The organism is Streptomyces sp. NRRL S-118 (genome assembly GCF_000716335.1).
In the GTDB taxonomy this organism is placed as follows: domain Bacteria; phylum Actinomycetota; class Actinomycetes; order Streptomycetales; family Streptomycetaceae; genus Streptomyces.
Genome location: NZ_JOBL01000100.1, coordinates 22,726 through 43,432 on the forward strand (window position 1 = coordinate 22,726; position 20,707 = coordinate 43,432).

18 protein-coding genes are annotated in these 20,707 nt (G+C 72.1%); 9 read left to right on the plus strand and 9 right to left on the minus strand.

The features are described from left to right. Positions 1-101: 101 nt before the first annotated feature. The 3 genes from IH00_RS0100625 to IH00_RS0100635 form a co-directional block, all read right to left on the minus strand. Positions 102-1,097, minus strand: coding sequence for a DNA-3-methyladenine glycosylase family protein (locus tag IH00_RS0100625; RefSeq protein ID WP_031068330.1), 996 nt, complete (start codon positions 1,095-1,097; stop codon positions 102-104). Between the two features lie 73 nt (positions 1,098-1,170). Next, positions 1,171-2,253 carry a mannose-1-phosphate guanylyltransferase gene (locus IH00_RS0100630; protein ID WP_031068332.1) on the minus strand — a complete coding sequence of 361 codons (1,083 nt, stop codon included), beginning with the start codon at positions 2,251-2,253 and terminating at the stop codon, positions 1,171-1,173. A 110-nt stretch (positions 2,254-2,363) separates the two neighbouring features. Next, positions 2,364-3,698: a peptidoglycan recognition protein family protein gene (locus IH00_RS0100635; RefSeq protein WP_031068334.1), complete on the minus strand. Its 1,335-nt coding sequence runs from the start codon at positions 3,696-3,698 to the stop codon at positions 2,364-2,366. 137 nt (positions 3,699-3,835) lie between these two features. Between IH00_RS0100635 and IH00_RS0100640 the strand changes: the two genes are divergently transcribed. The 4 genes from IH00_RS0100640 (at position 3,836) to IH00_RS0100655 (ending at position 10,031) form a co-directional block, all read left to right on the plus strand. Then, the gene (locus IH00_RS0100640; protein ID WP_031068336.1) at positions 3,836-4,588 is read left to right on the plus strand and encodes a TIGR03089 family protein; all 753 of its coding nucleotides are present in this window, start codon (positions 3,836-3,838) and stop codon (positions 4,586-4,588) included. A gap of 153 nt (positions 4,589-4,741) precedes the next feature. Further along, positions 4,742-6,307 (plus strand): LCP family protein, encoded by a 1,566-nt coding sequence (locus IH00_RS0100645; RefSeq protein WP_052411099.1) that lies wholly within the window; start codon positions 4,742-4,744, stop codon positions 6,305-6,307. Between the two features lie 196 nt (positions 6,308-6,503). Continuing rightward, on the plus strand, positions 6,504-8,210 hold the full coding sequence (locus tag IH00_RS0100650) for an LCP family protein (RefSeq protein ID WP_031068340.1): 1,707 nt from the start codon (positions 6,504-6,506) through the stop codon (positions 8,208-8,210). A gap of 30 nt (positions 8,211-8,240) precedes the next feature. Further along, positions 8,241-10,031, plus strand: coding sequence for an LCP family protein (locus IH00_RS0100655; RefSeq protein ID WP_078887478.1), 1,791 nt, complete (start codon positions 8,241-8,243; stop codon positions 10,029-10,031). A gap of 60 nt (positions 10,032-10,091) precedes the next feature. Here IH00_RS0100655 and IH00_RS0100660 read toward each other — a convergent pair whose 3' ends face one another. After that, the gene (locus tag IH00_RS0100660) at positions 10,092-11,105 is read right to left on the minus strand and encodes a glycosyltransferase family 2 protein (protein WP_031068344.1); all 1,014 of its coding nucleotides are present in this window, start codon (positions 11,103-11,105) and stop codon (positions 10,092-10,094) included. A 346-nt stretch (positions 11,106-11,451) separates the two neighbouring features. Between IH00_RS0100660 and IH00_RS0100665 the strand changes: the two genes are divergently transcribed. Beyond that, entirely contained in the window at positions 11,452-12,816 is a 1,365-nt protein-coding gene (locus IH00_RS0100665; protein ID WP_031068346.1) for an LCP family protein, read from the plus strand. Positions 12,817-12,824: 8 nt separating this feature from the next. Here IH00_RS0100665 and IH00_RS44945 read toward each other — a convergent pair whose 3' ends face one another. Further along, positions 12,825-12,947: a hypothetical protein gene (locus tag IH00_RS44945; protein ID WP_267882531.1), complete on the minus strand. Its 123-nt coding sequence runs from the start codon at positions 12,945-12,947 to the stop codon at positions 12,825-12,827. Positions 12,948-12,975: 28 nt separating this feature from the next. Then, positions 12,976-13,533 carry an acyl-CoA thioesterase gene (locus tag IH00_RS0100675; protein ID WP_031068347.1) on the minus strand — a complete coding sequence of 186 codons (558 nt, stop codon included), beginning with the start codon at positions 13,531-13,533 and terminating at the stop codon, positions 12,976-12,978. A gap of 118 nt (positions 13,534-13,651) precedes the next feature. Between IH00_RS0100675 and IH00_RS0100680 the strand changes: the two genes are divergently transcribed. Beyond that, complete coding sequence (locus IH00_RS0100680) at positions 13,652-14,881, plus strand: LCP family protein (protein WP_199819667.1); 1,230 nt, start codon at positions 13,652-13,654, stop codon at positions 14,879-14,881. A 19-nt stretch (positions 14,882-14,900) separates the two neighbouring features. Here the strand turns inward: IH00_RS0100680 and IH00_RS0100685 are convergent, their stop codons facing one another. Together IH00_RS0100685 and IH00_RS0100690 are read right to left on the minus strand one after the other, a co-directional pair. After that, on the minus strand, positions 14,901-15,923 hold the full coding sequence (locus tag IH00_RS0100685; protein ID WP_063835282.1) for an SMP-30/gluconolactonase/LRE family protein: 1,023 nt from the start codon (positions 15,921-15,923) through the stop codon (positions 14,901-14,903). Positions 15,924-16,364: 441 nt separating this feature from the next. Then, a complete protein-coding gene (locus tag IH00_RS0100690) occupies positions 16,365-17,522 on the minus strand; it encodes an acyl-CoA dehydrogenase (RefSeq protein ID WP_031068350.1) in 1,158 nt (385 codons plus the stop codon). Positions 17,523-17,691: 169 nt separating this feature from the next. Between IH00_RS0100690 and IH00_RS0100695 the strand changes: the two genes are divergently transcribed. Next, positions 17,692-19,035: a UDP-glucose dehydrogenase family protein gene (locus IH00_RS0100695; protein WP_031068351.1), complete on the plus strand. Its 1,344-nt coding sequence runs from the start codon at positions 17,692-17,694 to the stop codon at positions 19,033-19,035. Positions 19,036-19,336: 301 nt separating this feature from the next. Here the strand turns inward: IH00_RS0100695 and IH00_RS0100700 are convergent, their stop codons facing one another. Then, positions 19,337-19,855, minus strand: a complete 519-nt coding sequence (locus IH00_RS0100700) for a CGNR zinc finger domain-containing protein (protein WP_031068352.1) — start codon at positions 19,853-19,855, stop codon at positions 19,337-19,339. Positions 19,856-19,947: 92 nt separating this feature from the next. On the opposite strand from IH00_RS0100700, the gene IH00_RS0100705 reads away from it, so the two are divergent. Both IH00_RS0100705 and IH00_RS0100710 read left to right on the plus strand, forming a co-directional pair. Continuing rightward, entirely contained in the window at positions 19,948-20,307 is a 360-nt protein-coding gene (locus IH00_RS0100705) for a VOC family protein (protein ID WP_031068353.1), read from the plus strand. A gap of 24 nt (positions 20,308-20,331) precedes the next feature. Then, the gene (locus IH00_RS0100710; protein WP_031068354.1) at positions 20,332-20,706 is read left to right on the plus strand and encodes a VOC family protein; all 375 of its coding nucleotides are present in this window, start codon (positions 20,332-20,334) and stop codon (positions 20,704-20,706) included. The last annotated feature ends 1 nt before the right edge of the window (position 20,707 follow it).

A 20,707-nucleotide genomic window follows, 5' to 3' on the forward strand; every position in this document is an offset into this window, starting at 1 on the left:
GGCCTCGGCGCGCTCCGGCGTCAGGGGGCGTCTCGTCGAACGGCCGGAGCGGCGGCGCGGCAGCGGGCATCGCGAGCCCGGCAGGACCCGAGGGCCATCGCCTAGAGCGAGGTGATGTCCCTCGGGGTCATGCGGGGCGCGCGGCGTGGCGGGGTGCGGCCGCTGAGGAGGATCAGGCGGGCTGCGCGGTGGCGCTGGCCTGCGTAGGGGGCCAGGAGCTCCAGCATCTCCGCGTCGTCGGCGTCGCGGCGGCCGGCCAGCGCGTGGCCCACGATGCCGGGCAGGTGGTAGTCGCCGACGGTCACCGCGTCCGGCGCGCCGTTGGTGCGCTGGACCGTCTCGGCGGAGGTCCAGGGACCGATGCCGGGGATGAGTTCCAGGCGCTGCCGGGCCGCGACCGGGTCCATCGTCGCGGCCTCCTCCATGCGGCGGGCCACCCGGACGGCGCGCAGGACGGTCGCCGAGCGCTTGGAGTCGACGTTCGCACGGTGCCACTCCCAGGACGGGATGAGCGCCCAGGCGCGGGGGTCCGGCATGACGTACAGGCGGTCGTCCGGGCCGGGTGCGGGCTCGCCGAACCGGCGGACCAGCACGCGCCAGGAGCCGTACGCCTCGACCGTGGTGACCTTCTGCTCCAGGATCGACGGGATCAGCGACTCCAGGACCAGCCCGGTGCGGGCGAGCCGCAGGCCCGGTCGGCGGCGGAGCGCCTCGGCGACGAGGGGGTGGTGGGCGGTGAAGGCGGACGGGTCGTCGTCGGCGCCGAGGAGCGCCGGGAGGCGGTCGAGGAGCCACTCGGCGCCGGGGCCCCACGCCTCCGCCTCGACGGAGCCGCCGCGCGCCGCGACCCGCAGCGTCCCGGGGCCCGCGGGCGTACGGCTGGCCCGCCAGACGGAGCCGTCCGGGGTGATGCGGAACGTCGGGTCGGCCGGCCCGCGTTTGAGGGGGCCGAGGACGAGGCCCAGGTCCAGCGGCCAGGGCGACGTCCACGTCCGCACGCGGGGGCCCGCGGCGGGCCGGGACGCCTGCGCGGGCAGGGCGACGTGGCCGCCGCGCACGGTGGTGCGGGTCGGGCGGGGGGCGTAACGGCCGGCCACGGGTCGCTCTGTTCCTCGGGATGCCTCGGGTGCCTCGGGGGCGGGGCCCTTCGAGCCTAGACCCCCGGCCGCCCTACTGGTCCGACGAGAAGCGGATCGTCCGGTCCGGGATGTGTGCCGCGCACCACACCCGTACGCCGTCGCGCAGCTCGTTGTCGGCGCCCACGTGCGCGCCGTCGCCGATGACCGCGCCGTGCAGGACCGTCCGCGCGCCGACCCGGGCGCCCTCGCCGATGAGCGAGTCGGTGACCACCGCGCCCGCCTCCACGACCGCGCCGTCGAGCAGGACGCTGCCCTGGATCCGGGCGCCCTCGCCGACCGTCGCGCCGGCGCCGACGACGGTGCCGCCGGTCAGCTTGGCGTCCACGGCGACGGTCGCGGTCGGCAGCACCAGCCGGTCGCCGCAGCGGCCCGGCACCGCCGGGGAGGGGGCGCGGCCCAGCACCAGGTCGGCGGAGCCGCGGACGAACGCCTGCGGGGTGCCGAGGTCCAGCCAGTAGGTGCTGTCCACCATGCCCTGGAGGTGGGCGCCGGCCGCGAGGAGGTCGGGGAAGGTCTCGCGCTCGACGGAGACCGGACGTCCGGCCGGGATGGTGTCGATGACGGAGCGCCGGAAGACGTACGCGCCCGCGTTGATCTGGTCGGTGACGATCTCCTCGGGCGTCTGCGGCTTTTCCAGGAACGCCGTGACGCGTCCGGTGGCGTCGGTGGGCACGAGCCCGAAGGCCCGCGGGTCCTCCACCCGGGTGAGGTGCAGCGAGATGTCGGCGCCGGAGGAGCGGTGGGTGTCCACGAGCGCCCGGATGTCGAGGCCGGTGAGGATGTCCCCGTTGAAGATGAGCACCGGCTCCTCGGGGCCCGAGTGCAGGCGCGAGGCGACGTTCCGGATGGCTCCGCCGGTGCCGAGCGGCTCCTCCTCGGTGACGTACTCGATGTGCAGGCCGAGGGACGAGCCGTCCCCGAAGTACGGCTCGAACACCTCGGCGAGGTACGAGGTCGCCAGCACGATGTGCTCGACGCCGGCGGCCCGCGCACGGGCGAGCTGGTGCGTGAGGAACGGCACACCGGCCGCCGGGACCATCGGCTTGGGCGTGTGGACGGTCATCGGCCGCAGCCGGGTCCCCTTGCCACCGACCAGGAGGATCGCTTCTGTCACCAGTCGTCTCTGCTTCCTGCTGGGTCCGGTCGATGGATGGTTGATCGGTTATATGACCGATACGACCGGACAGTGTATGCAGACCGTTCGGGACCGCCGTTACCGGTCGGTCACCGGCCCTGGTAGGTGGCCGCGGACGTCCTGGCGGTACCGAGCTTGTCGTACAGCCGGGCCCCCGGGCACTCGGTCGAGAACCCGTCCCTGTGCCCGGAGATGACGTTGAGGCTGACCTTCGTGCCCTTCGCGTACAGGTTGCCGCCTCCGGACGTCAGCGTCGCCTTGCCTCGTGGATCCTTCCCGTACAGGCCGAGCTTCCATGCCGTGAGGCGGGCGACGCCGGTGACCGCGGCCGCGGGCGGCGTGGTGGAACTGTACGTGCCGAGCACGGCGATGCCCATGCTGTTGCTGTTGAAGCCGAGCGTGTGCGCGCCCATCACGGGCTTGGCCACGCCTCCTGCCCGGCCTTCGTAGATGTTTCCGCACTTGTCGACCGCGAAGTTGTAGCCGATGTCCCGCCAGCCGCTGCTCACGACGTGGTAGCGGTAGATACTGCGCAGAACGGAGGGCGCCTGCTGGCAGGTGTAGTTGTTGCCGGTGGCGCTGTGGTGGACGAACGCCGCCTGGACGGACTTGGTGTAGATGAAGTCCCGCTCGCGCAGTTTCTCGTCGGCGCCCCAGCCCTTGCGCGTGACGATGCGGGGCCGCGGACCGATGTACGGCTTGGCCGCGCCGGCCTCGGTCTCGATGGCCGCCTCGGTCTCCTCCTTGGAGAGCTCCGGGATCTCCAGGGCGCCGAGGGCGGCGAGGTCGGCGTTGACCGCGGAGCTGGCCGCCTCCTCGGGGGTGAGGACGGTGCCGGCGGTGTCCGTACCGGTGTCCGAGGTCGTGCCGGTGTCCGGGACCTCCGGGCCCGGTGCCGGGGCCGGACCGGCCGGCGGGTCGTCGCCCGGGTCGACGAGTTCGATGCGCAGTCCCCGCGGCAGCGGAGCGACGGCGGCACCCGCCCGGGGCGCCTCGGAGCGCACCCGCACCTCGACGGCGTCCGAATCACCCACCCACAGCGGGGCCGTCGAGCCGCGCACCGTGCGCGACTCGCGCTCGGGCGTGCCCGGGTCGGCGGCGTGCGCGTGGTTGTGCGTCTCCACCGACTGCCAGCCGGACCAGATGCCGGTGCCGGTGGCGCGGGTGCGGACCTGGACGGTGCCGTGCAGTTCGTCGTCGGGGTCGTCCCAGACGACACCGACCAGCGAGAAGGGCCTGACGTCCCGCTTCAGCAGCCCCTGCACCGCCTCACCGGTGGACCGTTCGGAGGGGAGGGGCACCAGGGGCAGGGACTGGGTGGAGCCGGGCACGGATGCCTCGCCGGCCAAGGCGCCGGTGGAGGTCGGCAGGACGAAGGCGGCGGCGCAGACGACGCCGATCGAGGAAGCAAGAAAGGCACGCATGGGGTGATCCTGGGCAATCCTCGCGGGGTTCGCCCGCCGGGCGTCCGGCCGGAAACTGACGGTCCATCGGTCCGGACGGTGGACGGCGTCACCGGGACGGCCCCCTGCGGGCGGGGCGCGCGCGTACCCTTGCGCGGGTGAACGCCAGCGACCGTACCCCCGCCGACCTGCTGCGATCCGCGCTCGCCGCGGACCCGGCACGCCCCTTGGTCACGTACTACGACGACGCCACCGGTGAGCGCGTCGAATTGTCCGTCGCCACCTTCGCCAATTGGGTGGCCAAGACATCGAACCTGCTGCAGGACGGGCTCTCCGTGGAGCCCGGTGAGCGCGTCGCGCTGCTGCTGCCCGCGCACTGGCAGACCGCGGTCTGGCTGCTCGCCTGCTCGTCGGTGGGCGTGGTCGCCGACCTGGGCGGCGACCCCGCGGTGGCCGACCACGTGGTGGCGGGACCCGACCGGCTCGACGAGGGGCGGGCCTGCCGCGGCGACCGGCTCGCGCTCTCCCTGGCCCCGCTGGGCCGCCGCTTCCCGGCGCCGCCGGAGGGCTATGACGACTACGCCGTCGAGGTCCCGACCCAGGGCGACGTCTTCCGTCCGTACGCGCCCGTCGACGCGGACGCGCCCGCGCTGACCGTCGCCGGGGCGGAGCTGACCGGCAGCGACATCGTGGAGCGCGCGCAGGCGGACGCGCGGCGGATCGGGCTGCGGGAGGGGTCGCGGATACTGTCCGGGCTCGGGTACGACACGTGGGAGGGCCTGTCGGCGGGGTTGTACGCACCGCTCGCGGCGGGCGCGTCGGTCGTGCTGTGCCGGAACCTCGGCCGGCTGCCGGCGGAGGCCCTGGAGAAGCGGGTCGAGAGCGAGCGCATCACCGACCGCGCGGTGTGAGCGGCCGGGCGCCGCGTACGGCACGCCGCTAAGTCCACCCGTCCGGCGCAGGGCGTGCCGGGTCCCCGGGGTCCCGGGCGCGACTCCGATGGATGATCGTCCCAGAGCCCCCGCGACCGACCCGGCCCGACGGCCCGAAGGACGGACTACGACGTGACGGACAGCGCTGGTACGCCCGCCGAGCCGCCCTCCGGGGCCGGGTCCGAGCCACGGCGTGCCGCCGCCCCGTCGAAGAAGCGCAGGAAGAAGCGGCCGCCCGCCGCGCGGCAGGGCGGCGGCGCGGGGGGCGGCGGCACCTCGACTTCCGGCGGGAAGGCGACGCCTCCGCGGGGCGCCTGGGCCGGGGGCGCCGGACCCGGCAGAACCGCCGGACCGGATGACGGGGCCGCCGGACCGGATGACCGGACCGCCGGACCGGACAGGGCTGCCGGACCGGATGACCGGGCCGCCGGACCGGACGGCCACGACGGCCCGGCCCTCGCGCACGGCCCCGCGGGCGGTCCCCCGCCACCAGGTGGCGTGCCACCGGCCGGGGCGCCGGGGGACCCGTATCCCCCGGGCGGCCGCGCACGGCGGTGGCTGCGCTGGGGGGCGCTCGGGGCCTCGGTCCTGGTGCTCGTGGCCGCGGGAGGCGGGTGGTGGCTGTACCGGAAGCTCGACAGCAACATCACCACCGACACGACCGCCGCCGACGAGCTGGCGCGGTACGAGAAGGAGCGGCCGTCCTCGCTGGTGCGCGGGGCACGGAACATCCTGCTCATCGGGTCGGACACCCGCGCCGGGGACAACGCCAAGTACGGCCGCGACAAGGGCGAACAGCGTTCCGACACCACGATCCTGCTGCACATCGCCGCCAACGGGCGCAGTGTCACCGCCGTTTCGCTGCCGCGGGACCTGATGGTGGAGGTCCCGAGCTGCCGGGGGCGGAACGGGGTCCGCACCCGGCCGCAGTTCACCCAGTTCAACGCGGCGTACCAGCTCGGTGGCACCGCCTGCACCATCCGGACCGTCGAGAAGATGACCCGGATCCGCATCGACCACCACATGGTGATCGACTTCCGGGGCTTCAAGGACATGGTGGACGCCGTCGGCGGAGTCCGCGTCTGCGTCGCCGAGCCGATCGACGACCCGGACGCGCAGGTGAGGCTCAAACGCGGCGCCCAGACGCTCCGGGGTGAGCAGGCCCTCGGCTACGTACGGGCGCGCAAGTCGCTCGGCAACGGCAGTGACACCGAACGCATGGACCGCCAGCAGCAGTTCCTCGGCGCGCTGGTCAACAAGGTCCAGAGCAACGGTGTCCTGCTCAACCCGGCCCGGCTCTACCCGGTCCTGGACGCCGCCACGAAGTCGATCACCACCGACCCGGGTCTCGACTCGCTCAAGGACCTGTACGACCTGGCACGCGCCCTGCGGAGCGTACCGACCGAAAAAGTGCAGTTCCTCACGGTGCCCCGGCAGCCGTACACCGGGGACCCCAACCGGGACATGCTCGTCCAGCCGAAGGCCGACAGCCTCTTCAAACGGTTGCGCGCCGACGCGCCGGTCGTGGTCGTCTCCGGCGACAAACGGCCCGGTCGCGGGAAGTCGGACGAGGACGAGTCGTCGAGCCCGTCCGCGACCCCGACCTTCGCGGGCACCAACGCGGCCGCCGGCACCTGCGGGCAAAGAGAAGGCAAGAGGCAGGGCAAAACTGCTGGTGGGTCGAACGGCGGTCTATGACGATTGGGCGGATTGCCCGGTTGTAAGGGGCGTGGAATTTGTCACGGGCGTCGCCCGGCGCTGAACTGAGCGGATAGTGTGACGCGATCCGGTCGGTCCGGCCGCGAGGTCGTGCACCGCCGGATTTTCGAACCGAGCGTCTCCTTTCCGGGGGGAGGGGCGCCTCGAGTGGCACCGACGGAGGACTCAAGCAACCGTGGATGCGCAGAGCCGTGGGCGGGTGGACGACATCGACCCCGCAGACCAGTGGGTACTCAACCCGGACACCGGCAACTACGAACTGCGACTGGACGAATCCGCACAGCAAGCCAAGGTGACTCCGCCGCGCAGTGCCTCCTCCTCCGCCACTTCCCGCAGGTCACGCACGACGGCCGCCCCCGGTCGCTCCGTCCCCGGCCAGCGCGGGCGGCGCGGTGCGGAAGCGGCGGACGTCGGCGGTGGCCGCCGCAAGCGCAAGCAGAAGAAGTCCCGGAAGAAGAAGGCGCTGTTGTGGACGGCGGGCGTCATGGGCGTCGTCGTGGTCGGCGCCTCGGTGGGCGCGTACCTCATCTACGACCGTCTCAACGGCAACCTCAACACGGTGGACGTCGGTGACGCGGCCAACGGCGGGTCCCTCAAGGACGGGCCCATCAACATCCTGCTCATCGGCTCCGACGTCCGCACCGGCGAGGGCAACGAGAGCTACGGCGACCGGCAGAACACCACCGGGCACGCCGACACGACGTTCCTCTTCCACGTCTCCGAGGACCGTACGAACGCGACGGCGATAAGCATCCCCCGCGACTTGATGATCGACATCCCGGACTGCCCCACGAAGCAGCCGGACGGCTCGACCAAGGTGATCCCCGGCTCGCCGTACAAGAAGTTCAACGAGAGCTTCGGCGTGAACGGCCGTGACCCGGGCTGCACCATGCGGACCGTCAAGCAGATCACCGGCATCCCGATCGACCACTTCATGATGGCCGACTTCAACGCGGTGAAGACGCTCACCACCGCGATCGGCGGTGTGAAGGTCTGTCTGAAGGAGCCCATCAAGGACCCGGACTACTCCCAGCTGGACCTGCCGGCCGGTGAGCACGTCCTCCAGGGCGAGCAGGCGCTGGCGTTCCTGCGCAACCGGCACGGGCTGGGCAACGAGAGCGACCTCGACCGGATCAAGATGCAGCAGCAGTTCGTCGCGTCGATGATCCGGACGATGAAGGAGGACACCCTCGGCAGCCCGACGAAGATGCTGGACCTCGCGGACGCGGCGACCAAGGCGCTCACCGTGGACAAGGGCATCGGCGACATCCCGGCGCTGACGGCCCTCGCCAAGGAACTCGGCGGGATCAACCTCAAGAACATCTCCTTCATGACGGTCCCGGTGGTCGACAACCCGAGGGAGACGGTCAAGGCGACCGTGGTCCTCGACGAGACCAAGGCCCCCGACGTCTTCCGCATGGTGCAGAACGACGTCTCCTTCACCGAGGTGAAGAAGAAGGAGAAGGAGGCCAAGAGCAAGCAGGCCGCACTCCTCAAGGGCCCCCGGGCGAAGGCGTCCGACGTACGCGTCGACGTCTACAACGGCAGCGGCCAGACCGGCGCCGCGCAGAAGACCCTCGACTGGCTGCAGAACGAACAGGGCGTGCTCAAGTCGTCGAACAAGAGCAACGCACCGGAGAAGATCGCCAAGACGACACTGGAGTTCGCGCCGAACCAGGCCGACCAGGCCCGCAAGCTCGCGGACTTGATGGGTCTGCCCGCGACGGCGCTGAAGCAGGGGACCACGGACGCCGAGGGGCTCCAGGCGATGGTGCTGACGCTCGGCGGGGACTTCAAGGGGGCCGGAGTTCCGCTCACCGGTCCGGTGAAGGCGCCGGACGTGGAGAAGGTAGAGGCGGACAAGCAGGTATGCGCGCAGTGACGCGTACCTGAGCGACGGGGGGAACCTGGGGTGGGACAGAGGAGCGTGCGCGGGGAGGGGACGCAGGACCGCGCACCGCAAGCCCGTGATCTGGGCTGGGACGACAGCCTCTACGGGGAGGACGGTGCCGAGGGGGACGGCCCCGCGGAAGGCGGCAGCGGCCGCAAGAGCCGGACCGCGGCCGCCGGCACCGTGCCGGCGCAGGGGACGCGGCGGGCCGGGGAGACCCCGGAGCCGGGGGCGGCAGCCGGTTCCGACGGCGGCAGCGGTCGCCGGCGCGGCGATGCCGGAGGCCCCGACGGCCCCGCGGGCGCACAGGCCGCACGGCACGGCAGGAAGGACAGACGGCGCGTCCTGCGCTGGGTCGCCTCCGTGCTGTCGCTGCTGATACTGGGGACGGCCGGCGCCGGTTACCTGTACTACCAGCACCTCAACGACAACATAAAGAAGGACGAGCTCAACCTCGGCAAGAACAGGATGCCGGAGCACAAGGCCAACGCCGCCGGCCAGACCCCGCTGAACATCCTCCTCATCGGCTCCGACGCCCGGGACTCCAAGGAGAACCAGGCGCTGGGCGGTGCCAAGGAGACCTTCAACGGCGTGGCCCTGGCGGACGTGCAGATGCTCATCCACCTCTCCGCCGACCGCAGCAACGTCTCCGTGGTGAGCATGCCGCGCGACACCATGCTGAAGATCCCGGAGTGCAAGGACCCGGGGACCGGCAAGGTGTACGCGGAACGCCGGTTCGCCCAGACCAACGAGTCGCTGGGCCGGGGCGGCCCGGGCTGCACGGTCGCCACCTGGTACGAGCTGACCGGCATCACCATCGACCACTTCATGATGATCGACTTCGCCGGTGTGGTGTCGATGGCCGACGCCGTCGGCGGCGTACCCGTCTGCGTGGACAAGAACATCCACTCCCGCACCAGGACCGGCGAGGGTTCGGGTCTCAAGCTCCCGAAGGGCACGCACCCGGTCAAGGGTGAGCAGGCCCTCCAGTGGCTGCGCACGCGGTACGGCTTCGGCGACGGCAGCGACCTGTACCGGGCCCGCGCCCAGCACATGTACATGAACTCGATGGTCCGGGAGCTGCGCGCCAACACGAAGCTCACCGACCCCAACAAGCTGCGCAAGCTCGCGGAGGCCGCGACCGATGCGCTGACCGTGGACGAGGGGCTCGGCACCATCTCGAAGCTGTACGACCTGGCCGAGGAGCTCAAGAGCGTCCCGACCGCGCGCATCACCATGACGACGATGCCCAACGTCTACTCCACCCGGCGCCTGGGCAAGGTCGAGCCCAAGCCGGGCGAGGCCGAGCAGCTCTTCGAGATGATCCGCGAGGACGTCCCGCTGGACGGCAAGGCGTCCAAGCGGAAGCCGGCCGCCGCGTCCAAGGACCCGGTGGCGCCCGCCGCCGAGACGGAGGTGATGGTGCAGAACGGCACCTACACCGCCCAGTCGGGGTCGGTGGGGGGACGCGCGACGGCGATCGCCGGGGTGCTGTCGGGCAAGGGCTGGACCAGGACGGTGGCCGACTCGGCGTCCAACGCGCAGGCGAAGACGGTCGTGCAGTACCCGGGGACGGAGCTGGAGGGGGACGCGCAGGCGGTCGCCAAGGCGCTCGGCATCCCGGTCTCGTCGGTGAAGAAGTCCGCCGCCGTCACGCGCATCACCGTCGTCGTGGGCGCCGACTGGCGGGAGGGCGACGCCTATCCGAAGGCGGCGGCCAGGAAGGACGGCAAGACGCCGGAGTCGGCGAACGCGCTCCGCGCGGACGACACCAAGGCGTGCATGCCGGTGGACCCGAACTTCACCTGGTAGGCGGGCGCGGACAGCAGGGCCCCGGGGCGTGGTCGCCCCGGGGCCCTTCCCGTACCGCCGTCAGGCCGTGGTGGAGAGCACCGCGGGCCGGCGGCTCGCGATGACCTTCTTCGCCAGGGAGCGGGGGCTGGTGAGGAAGCCGTACCCCCACGACATGTGCATCGTCGCCAGGGCCACGGGGATCCGGACGCGGGCCTTCCACGGCAGGCCGCGGCCCGCCGGGACGGAGCCCGCGACGATGGCCGCGAGGTAGCCGCCGGGGACGACGAAGCCGAGCGGCGTGAGCGTCGCGCCGACCACGATGCCCGCCGCGATGGCGCAGACGGCGGTCGGCGGGGCGAGGTAGCGGAGGTTGATGGAGCCCTGGTGGTAGCGGGCGACGACGTGGCGCCAGCGGCCGTAGTCCTTGTACTGCTTCGCCAGCGCGCGGACCGAGGGCCGCGGCCGGTACTGGACCTTCAGCTCGGGCGAGAACCAGATGAGGCCGCCCGCCTCGCGGATGCGGAAGTTCAGCTCCCAGTCCTGGGCGCGGATGAACTCCTCGTTGTACCCGCCCTGCTGCTCGAGGGCCTCACGCCGGAAGACACCCAGGTAGACGGTCTCCGCGGGGCCGGCCTCGCCGCCGGTGTGGAAGGCGGCGTTGCCGACGCCGATCCTCGACGTCATGGCGGCGGCGACCGCGTGCTCCCAGTCGTTCTCGCCCTCGGCGTGCATGATGCCGCCGACGTTCTGCGCGCCGGTCTCCTCCAGGAGCCGGACGGCGGTCGCGATGTAGTTCGGCGAGAGCATGCCGTGCCCGTCGACGCGCACCACGATCGGGTGACGGGACGCCTTGATGGCGGCGTTGAGGGCCGCGGGCGTACGGCCCGTGGGGTTGGGCACGGTGTGGACGCGCGGGTCCTCCCCCACGAGCTCGGCGGCGATCTCGTCCGTACGGTCCGTGGACGGGCCGAGGGCAATCACCACCTCCATCTCGCCGTCGTACTCCTGCTCGAGAATGTGACGGACCGAGGCGCGCAGGTGCCGCTCCTCGTTGAGGACCGGCATGATCACGGAGACGGGAGGCAGGGGCATGGTTCCTCGGGGGTACGGGATCGTCCCCCCGAGGACGGCGGCCCCGGGGGCCGGGGGTCGCCCCCCGGAGGACAGCGGTATCGCCCGCCACGTTACCGCGAACGGGGGACACCGGTGCGCGCCGCCCGGGCGATGCGGGCGGCCGCTGATCGTATGGGCCTACTGTGCTCATGATCCCCTTGCGCCCACGGAGGTGTCCTTCGTGCCCACGCCGCCCCGCCGCCCCGTCCGCCCCAGGCCGCCCGCGCCCGGGCGCCCGAGACGGCCGGGCCCCCAGCAGGGCCACCGGGAGCCCGAACCGGGCCGGCGGCCGGCGGCGCGCGGTGGTGTGCGGCCGCGGTGGGGGATGCGTGCGGTGACGACGCTGTCCGTGCTGGTGCTGTGCGCGGGCGGCATCGGGCACGCGGTGGTGACCAGCCTGGACACCGGGATCGGCCGGGTGGACCCCTTCCGCGACATGAAGAACCGGCCCGAGGCCGGTCACGGCACCAACATCCTGCTCGTCGGCACCGACGGCCGGGACCGGATCACCCCCGCGGAGAAGCAGCGGTACCGGCTCGGCGGCGCGGGCTGCCGCTGCACCGACACGATCATGCTGGTGCACATCTCCGCCGACCGGAAGCGGGCCAGCATGGTGTCGCTCCCCCGCGACTCGTACGCGGAGATCCCCGAGCACACCGATCCGGCCGGCAAGCACCACTCCAAGCACCCGGTGAAGCTGAACGCGGCGTACGCGGAGGGCGGCCCCCAGCTGACGGTGCGGACCGTGGAACACATGACCGGCGTCAAGGTCGACCACTACCTGGAGGTGGACTTCACCAGCTTCATGCGGACCGTGGACGCGGTCGGCGGGGTCAGGATCTGCACCGCCAAGCCGATCAAGGACGCCTACACCGGTCTCGCCCTGACCGCCGGGACGCACGAGATGAACGGCGGGCAGGCGCTGCAGTACGTCCGCTCCCGCCATGTCGACGGGGCGGCCGACCTGGGCCGGATGCAGCGCCAGCAGCGCTTCATGGCCGCGCTCATCGACCGGGCGACCAGCGAGGGCGTGCTGCTGAACCCGGTCAGGTTCCAGGAGGTCCTCAGCTCGGTGCTCAGCTCCGTACGGGCCGACGAGGGGTTCCGCACGCAGGAGATGCTGGCGCTGGCGAAGGCCATGCGGGGCTTCAAGGCGGCGTCGTCCGAGTTCACCTCCGTGCCCGTCACCAATGCGAGCTTCCCGGTGAAGGGGCTCGGCTCGACGGTGAGGTGGGACCCGGTGAAGTCGAAGAAGCTGTTCCGGGCGCTGCGCGAGGACAAGCCGCTGGCCCCGTACGTGCCGCGCAGCACCTCGCGCAAGAAGCTCGTGGAGGTCTCGCCCCAGCAGATCCGGGTGCAGGTCTACAACGGCACCCGGGTGCGCGGCCTGGGCGCCCGGGTCGACGCGGCGCTGCGGGCCACCGGCTTCCGCACGTCCGGGACGCCGCAGAACTGGGCGCGGCGCGACGTGACCCGCACCATCATCTGGTTCGACCCGCGCTGGGACCGTTCGGCGCGGTCCCTGGCCACCGCGCTGCCGGGCGCGGAACTGCGGCCCGTCCCGCGCCAGGGCGCGACGCTGAAGGTGACTTCGGGCGAGAACTTCACGGGCGTGGTGCCGGTGCGGGCCGAGGACGCGCACCAGGGCAAGTTCGGCGTGGTCACCGGCGACCAGGTGGCCTGCACGTAGCGGCGGGGTCAGGTGCCGGCGACGCCCGGCACGGCGAAGTCGTAGCCGCCGTAGGCGCCGGTCGCGCGGACGTTGGTCGGCCGGTGGCCGCGCCATCTCCTGGCCGGCGTGACGTACGCCACGTCGGGCACGCGGTGACATCGCGCGGATACGGCCTGCTCAGTCCTCCATGCCCTCCGCGGCGCGCTTCTCGCGCAGCTCCTTGATCGCGCGGCGGCGGGCCAGGCGGTGCGTGCGGCGGATCTGGGCCTCCTGGTAGCGGCGCTGGTCCCGCTCGGTCTCCGGTATGACCGGCGGTACGGGGCGAGGCTTGCCGTCCGCGTCGACCGCCGCGAAGACGAGGTACGCCGAGCCGACCTGGGTGGCGGGGGTGGACTCGTTCCAGCGCTCGGCCAGGACGCGGACGCCGACCTCCATGGAGGACCGTCCGGTCCAGTTGACCTGTGCCTTCACATGGACGAGGTCACCCACCCTGACCGGCTCCAGGAACACCATCTCGTCCATGGACGCGGTGACCGCGGGGCCGCCGGAGTGGCGGCCCGCGACGGCTCCGGCCGCGTCGTCCACCAACTTCATGATCACGCCGCCGTGCACGGTGCCGAGGAGGTTCGTGTCGCTGCCGGTCATGATGTGGCTGAGGGTCGTCCGGGACGCCGACGTGGGCTTTCCCTCCAGCCGGGACGGCTGGAGACCCACCGGTGAGGCCTGATCTGTCATGCCCTCCACCCTATGCCCCACCTCGTTACGGCTTCATTGCATCAGCTTCGCTACAGCCCTGACCCGATATCCCACCCACCCTGTGAGGCGCGCGGGGGCGGGCTGCACACTGGTCCGCATGAATGACTGGCCTGAAGGATGGTCCGACGACCGCAATGCCCGTTACGGCCGCGGCAGCGCCGATGCCCAGCCCGAGGGCGTACGGTCGATGCCGCACGTACGGCGTCCGGTCCCCCGGCAGCAGACGCAGGGGTACGACGACGCCGCGGCGTACGACAGCGGCTACAACACAGGCCAGGTCTACGGCGCACCGCAGCGCGGCGGCCCGCGCGTACCGGGCGGCAGCCCGGCCACGGCTCCGGGCCCCGCGCCGGACTGGCGCCGCCGGATCAAGGTCGGCTCGATCGTGCTCCTGGTGGCGGTGCTCGGCACCACCATCGGCACGTACTTCTGGGCCGACGGCAAGATGCGCCGCGAGGTCGACCTCGCCAAGGTGATCGACCGCCCGCAGGAGGGCGACTGCACCACGTACCTGATCGTCGGCTCCGACAGCCGTGAGGGCATGTCGGCCGAGGAGAAGAAGAAGCTGCACACCGGCTCCGCCGAGGGCAAGCGCACCGACTCGATGATGATCCTGGCGGCCTGCTCCAGCGGGAACACCATGATCTCCCTGCCGCGCGACTCGGACGTGGAGATCCCCAAGTTCGTGGGGTCGGAGTCCGGCAAGACGTTCCCGGCGCAGGGCCGCCGGGTGAAGCTGAACGCTGCGTACGCGGAGGACGGGCCGGAGCTGCTGGTCCGCACGGTCGAGCACAACACCGGGCTGCGCATCGACCACTACGCGGAGATCGGCTTCGCCGGCTTCGCGAACATCGTGGACGCTCTCGGCGGTGTCGAGATGAACATCGAGAAGGGCTTCAAGGACAAGAAGTCCGGCGCCGACTTCCAGGCGGGCAAGCAGACCCTCAACGGCGAGCAGGCGCTGGCCTTCGTCCGCACCCGGTACGCCTTCGCGGAGTCGGACCTGGCGCGGACGAAGAACCAGCAGAAGTTCCTGTCGGCGCTGGCGAGCCAGGCGGCCACGCCCGGCACCATCCTGAACCCCTTCAAGCTGTACCCGACGATGGGCGCCGGCCTGGACACGCTCGTCGTGGACAAGGACATGTCGCTGTTCGACCTCGGTGAGATGTTCTTCGCGATGAAGGGCATCAGCGGCGGCGACGGCACGTCCATGAACATCCCGATCAACGGCAGCCGCGGCGGCAACCTGGTCTGGGACAAGGCCAAGGTGCAGCAGCTGGTGAAGCAGATCCAGAACGACGAGAAGGTCACCGTCACCGGCAACTGAATCCGGCCGGACCGGGCGGTCAGAGGCGGCGGACGACGAAGTCGTCGGCGGTGCGGCCGTCCGGTCCGAACACGATCTCCAGCCGTCCGCTGAGCACATGGACGCCGTACGGGGTGTGGGCGGCCGTCGACGGCCCGCGCACCGGCCACGGCCGGCTGACGACCGCCGCCGCGGAGCGCCAGCGGTCGCGCGAGCGCAGTACGTGGACCGCGTCCGTCCCGCGGGGGTTGGCCAGGTCGTTGGTGACCGCGACCAGGGCGCCGTCGGGACGCAGGGCGAGTCCGTCACCGCCGTGCAGCGGCGCGGGCAGGGCGACCTCGGTGAAGCGGCCGGGGTCGCGCAGCGGGACGCGGAACAGGCGCCCGTCGCCGTAGTTGACGGCGAGCAGGTGGCCGTCGGGGTGGACGACCAGGCCGTTGACACCGGTGCCGTGACCGTCGGTCAGCGCGGCGTCCCTGACCAGTACGGAGGCCCGGCCGCGCCGGTCGACCCGGTAGATCGCGTCACCGGTCACGTCCGAGACGTAGGCGGTTCCGTCGGCTCCGACGGCCACGTCGTTGACCGCGAACCGCTCCTGTCCCGGCGAGAGCCGGGTGAGGTCCACCAGGTGCAACGGCCGTCCGGTGCGCAGGTCGTAGACGCCGAGCCCGCCGACGCGGTGCACGGTGCCCGGCTCCGACCTCTCCGCGACACCGAGATCGGCGTACGCGACGAGGATCCGGCCGCGTACGGCGTCCACGTGCAACCCGTACGTCGAGACGACGCGCGGGTCGCTGACGAGTGCGGTGGTGCGCCCGTCGGGCCGTACGACGGAGACGGTGCCGTGCCGCACCGACGACACGAGGAACGCGCGGCGGGTCGGGTCCCACGCGATGCCCTCCGGGTGGAGGGCGGGCGCGTATCCGGTGATCTGCCGGGGTACGGGCGCGGCCGCGGGCGTCGCGGAGGCAGGAGGCGGGCTCGCGCCGGTCGCACCGGTCGCCGTCCCGGCGAGGAGGGCCGCGGCAGCGAGGGCCGCGGCGGCAAGGTGCTTGATCGTCATACCGGCAGTCTGCGGGCGGACCGGGACGTCCGGGAGGGCGTGCCGGTCCTGGTGGTGGCACCACCAGGACGGAACGTCTATGCCCCCCGGTGGCGTACCGGGGGGCATCGACGGGCAGGCGGGCGGTGCCCGAGGAGCGACCGAGGGTCGCAGGGACGGGCACGGCAGAATGCCCCAGTTCCCTGGTAGCTCATGACGCTTCGCTTCGGTGACAGCCGATGTCGGCCCTGGACGTCATCCGGATCCGCATACGACAACAGCCCCCGGCATCACGCCGGGGGCTGCGTTGTCTGTGCAGGTCAGTGGCCGTTTCCAGCCCGACATCCGCCCAGGATTCCCCCAGCATGACGCCCAGGAACGGCCCTGATCAGGCCGCAACGGACGGAAAGCCCAGGATGCCCATGCGGACCCCGAAACCGCCCCTGACCTGCAAGAACCCTGCTAGGGAAGGTTCCTTGCCATCACGATCCGCTGAACTTGGTTCGTGCCCTCATAAATCTGCGTGATCTTGGCGTCGCGCATCATGCGCTCCACCGGGTAGTCACGGGTGTAGCCGTAGCCGCCGAGCAGCTGGACGGCGTCCGTGGTGACCTCCATGGCGATGTCGGAGGCGAAGCACTTCGCCGCCGCGCCCAGGTAGGTGAGGTCCGCGTCGCCGCGCTCCGAGGCCGCGGCGGCCTGGTAGGTCAGTGCGCGGGCGGCGGAGATCTTCATCGCCATGTCGGCGAGCATGAACTGCACGCCCTGGAAGTCGGCGATCGGCTTGCCGAACTGCTTGCGCTCCTGGACGTACCCCTTGGCATAGTCCAGGGCGCCCTGGGCGATGCCGAGGGCCTGGGCCGCGATGGTGATGCGGGTGTGGTCCAGGGTCTTCATCGCCGTGGCGAAGCCGGTGCCCTCCTCGCCGATCATGCGGTCGGCGGGGATGCGGACGTTGTCGAGGTAGACCTCGCGGGTCGGGGAGCCCTTGATGCCGAGCTTCTTCTCCGGGGCGCCGAAGGAGACTCCCTCGTCGCCCTTCTCGACGACGAACGCCGAGATGCCCTTGGAGCGCTTGGCCGGGTCGGTGACGGCCATGACCGTGTAGAACTCGGACACGCCGGCGTTGGTGATCCAGCGCTTCACGCCGTTGAGGACCCAGAAGTCGCCGTCGCGGACGGCCTTGGTCTTCATGCCGGCGGCGTCGGAGCCCGCGTCGGGCTCGGAGAGGCAGTACGAGAACATCGCGTCGCCCTTGGCGAGCGGCCCCAGGTACTTCTTCTTCAGCTCCTCGGAGCCGGAGAGGATCACGGGCAGCGAGCCGAGCTTGTTCACGGCCGGGATCAGGGAGGACGAGGCGCACACACGGGCGACCTCCTCGATGACGATCACGGTCGCGAGCGCGTCGGCACCGGCGCCGCCGTACGTCTCGGGTACGTGCACGGCGTGCAGGTCCGAGGAGACGAGGGCGTCCAGGGCCTCCTGGGGGAAGCGGGCCTCCTCGTCCACCGCGGCGGCGAACGGCGCGATCTTGGCCTCGGCGAGCGAGCGGACGGTGTCCCGGAGCATGTCGTGCTCCTCGGACGGGCGGTACAGGTCGAAATCAGGCGTTCCCGCCACGATCACTCACTCCCCTGGACGTGTGCTAACTACCGTTAAGTAACCCAAATTTTAGTGCCCGCCGTCCGGATGGAATAGGTGACCTTGCTGACAGCGAAAACGGTCCCCGGCCGGGGGCCCGACTATGCTCGTGGCCGCAGTCCTGCCCCGTACCGACCAGGAGCACCGCATGGACCTCAAGATCACCGTGATCGGCACCGGATACCTCGGCGCCACCCATGCGGCGGCCATGGCGGAGCTGGGGTTCGAGGTGCTGGGCCTCGACGTCGTCCCCGAGAAGATCGAGATGCTCTCCGGGGGCCGGGTCCCGATGTACGAGCCGGGGCTGGAGGAGCTGCTGCGCAAGCACGTCGCCGGGTTCGAGGGCTCCACCGGGCGGCTGCGCTTCACGACCTCCTGGGAGGAGGTCGGCGAGTTCGGCGACGTCCACTTCGTCTGCGTGAACACCCCGCAGAAGCACGGTGAGTACGCCTGCGACATGCGGTACGTCGACGCCGCCTTCAGCTCCCTCGCCCCGCACCTGAAGCGCCCCGCGCTGGTCGTCGGCAAGTCGACCGTGCCGGTCGGCAGCGCGGAGCGTCTCGCCCGGCTGCTCGCCGAGCGGGCCCCGGTGGGCGCGGACGCGGAGCTGGCGTGGAACCCCGAGTTCCTGCGCGAGGGCTTCGCGGTGCAGGACACGCTGCACCCGGACCGGATCGTGGTGGGTGTGGAGAGCGCGGCCGCGGAGAAGCTGCTGCGTGAGGTGTACGCCACCCCGATGGCGGAAGGGTCGCCTTTCGTGGTGACGGACTTCCCGACGGCGGAGCTGGTGAAGACGGCCGCGAACTCCTTCCTGGCCACCAAGATCTCCTTCATCAACGCCATGGCCGAGGTGTGCGAGGCGGCGGGCGGTGACGTCGCCAAGCTGGCGGAGGCCATCGGGTACGACGACCGGATCGGCGCGAAGTTCCTGCGGGCCGGCATCGGCTTCGGCGGCGGCTGCCTGCCGAAGGACATCCGCGCCTTCATGGCGCGGGCGGGCGAGCTGGGCGCCGACCAGGCGCTGACGTTCCTGCGCGAGATCGACTCCATCAACATGCGCCGCCGCGGCCAGATGGTCGGCATGGCGCGCGAGGCGCTGGGCGACGGGACGTTCCTGGGCAAGCGGGTGGCGGTGCTCGGTGCCGCGTTCAAGCCGGACTCCGACGACGTACGGGACTCGCCGGCGCTGAACGTCGCCGGCCAGATCCACCTGCAGGGCGGCCAGGTGACGGTGTACGACCCCAAGGGCATGGACAACGCGCGGCGGCTGTTCCCGACGCTGGCGTACGCGAACAGCGCGCTGGAGGCGGTCCGCGGCGCCGACGTGGTGCTGCACCTGACGGAGTGGAGCGAGTTCCGCGAGCTGGACCCGCGGAGGCTGGGCGAGGTCGTGGCGTCGCGGGTCATCCTGGACGGCCGCAACGCGCTGGATCCGACGCGGTGGCGCGAGGCGGGGTGGACGTACCGCGCGATGGGCCGCCCGCGGGCGTAGCACGCAGGGCTTCGCGGGCGGGGCTTCCACGCGCGGGGCGCGGCGGCCGGGGCTCCACGCGCGGGCCTGGCGGCCGGGGCTTCCACGCGCGGCGGGCGTCACGCGCAGGAAAGCGCGCCGCAGTTCTCACGCGGGGCCATGCACACGGCGGGCGTCACCCGTCCGACGCGGGGCCTCACCCGCAGGGCCCTCACCCGCGGCGTATGACCCTGCGCAGCCCATGGCCCCGCGCGGCTTGCGGCCCCGCGGATCATGGCCCTGTGCGCCGGCCGGGCCGGGTGGGGGTCCTCCGGGCAGGCCCTCAGGAGGGCGGGGTGCCGCGGCGGGCGCGGTAGGTGCGCATCTTGGCACGGGCCCCGCAGACCGACATCGAGCACCAGCGGCTGCGGCCCGCCGGGCTGCGGTCGTAGTACGCCCAGTGACAGTCCGGCGCTTCGCACGCCTTCAGCCGCAGCCACGTGCCGTCCGCCACCGCCGACGCGATGGCCGCCGCGACCCGCGAGGTGAGCGTGTCCGGCCGGGCCGGGCGCAAGGCCGCGGCGCCGTCGCCGGGCGCGACCGTGACCAGCAGCGGGGCGGCGGCCAGCAGCTCGTCGAGGGGTGTCGTGGCACGGTGCGGCGGGTGCCCCGCGTGCGCCAGGCACGCCGCGCGCAGCGCCTCCCGCAGTTCGCGGGCCGCCGCCGCCTCGGTCTCCGCGAGGCCGAAGGCCGCCCGGCCCGCCTCGGAGTCGAGGGAGTCGGCGCCCGTCTCGATGTTCAGCGAGTTCACCAGCGCCTCGATCAGGCCGAGGCCGCCGGGAGCGGGCGCTCTGTCGTTCATGGTTGCGACGTTACCCGTCATGCGGGACCATGCGGTAACGGTTACCGGTTGACCCGAGATACCGGTAACTCCGACACTCTTGGAGGCACGTCATGGCTCTCGCCAAACTCGGCACCGTCGTCCTCGACTGTCCCGACCCGCACGCCCTCGCCGCCTTCTACGCCGGGATCCTCGGCGGCACGCCGCAGGGCGACGACACCTGGGTCGACCTCGGCGGGCATGCCGGCACCCCGCTCGCCTTCCAGGCGGCGCCCGGCTTCGTACCGCCGCGCTGGCCCTCCCCGGACGGCTCCCAGCAGTTCCACCTGGATCTGGCCGTCGAGGACCTCGACGCGGCCGAGGAGCAGGTCCTCGCCCTCGGCGCCAAGGCACTGGACGCCGACGACCGCACCCGGTCGTGGCGGGTTTACGCGGACCCGGCGGGGCACCCGTTCTGCCTCTGTGCCTGCTGAGGCACGTACCGAGGAGGAGGACCGATGGGATTCGCCACGCTGTCCGTGACCGCGATCGACTGCCCCGAACCGCTCGAGCTCGCGGAGTTCTACGCCGCGGTCCTGGGCGGCGAGGTGCGGAGCGACCCGGACGACGACGGGGAGTGGGTGGACCTGTACCTGCCCGGCGGGCAGCGCCTCGCGTTCCAGCGGGCCCCGGGGCTCCGGGCCCCCGAGTGGCCGCGGGCCGACCGGAACTCCCAGCAGTTCCACCTGGACCTCGACGTCCAGGACCTCGACGCGGCCGAGGAGCAGGTCCTCGCGCTCGGCGCCAAGGCACTGGACGCCGACGACCGCACCCGGTCGTGGCGGGTTTACGCGGACCCGGCGGGGCACCCGTTCTGCCTGTGCCGGGCGTAGC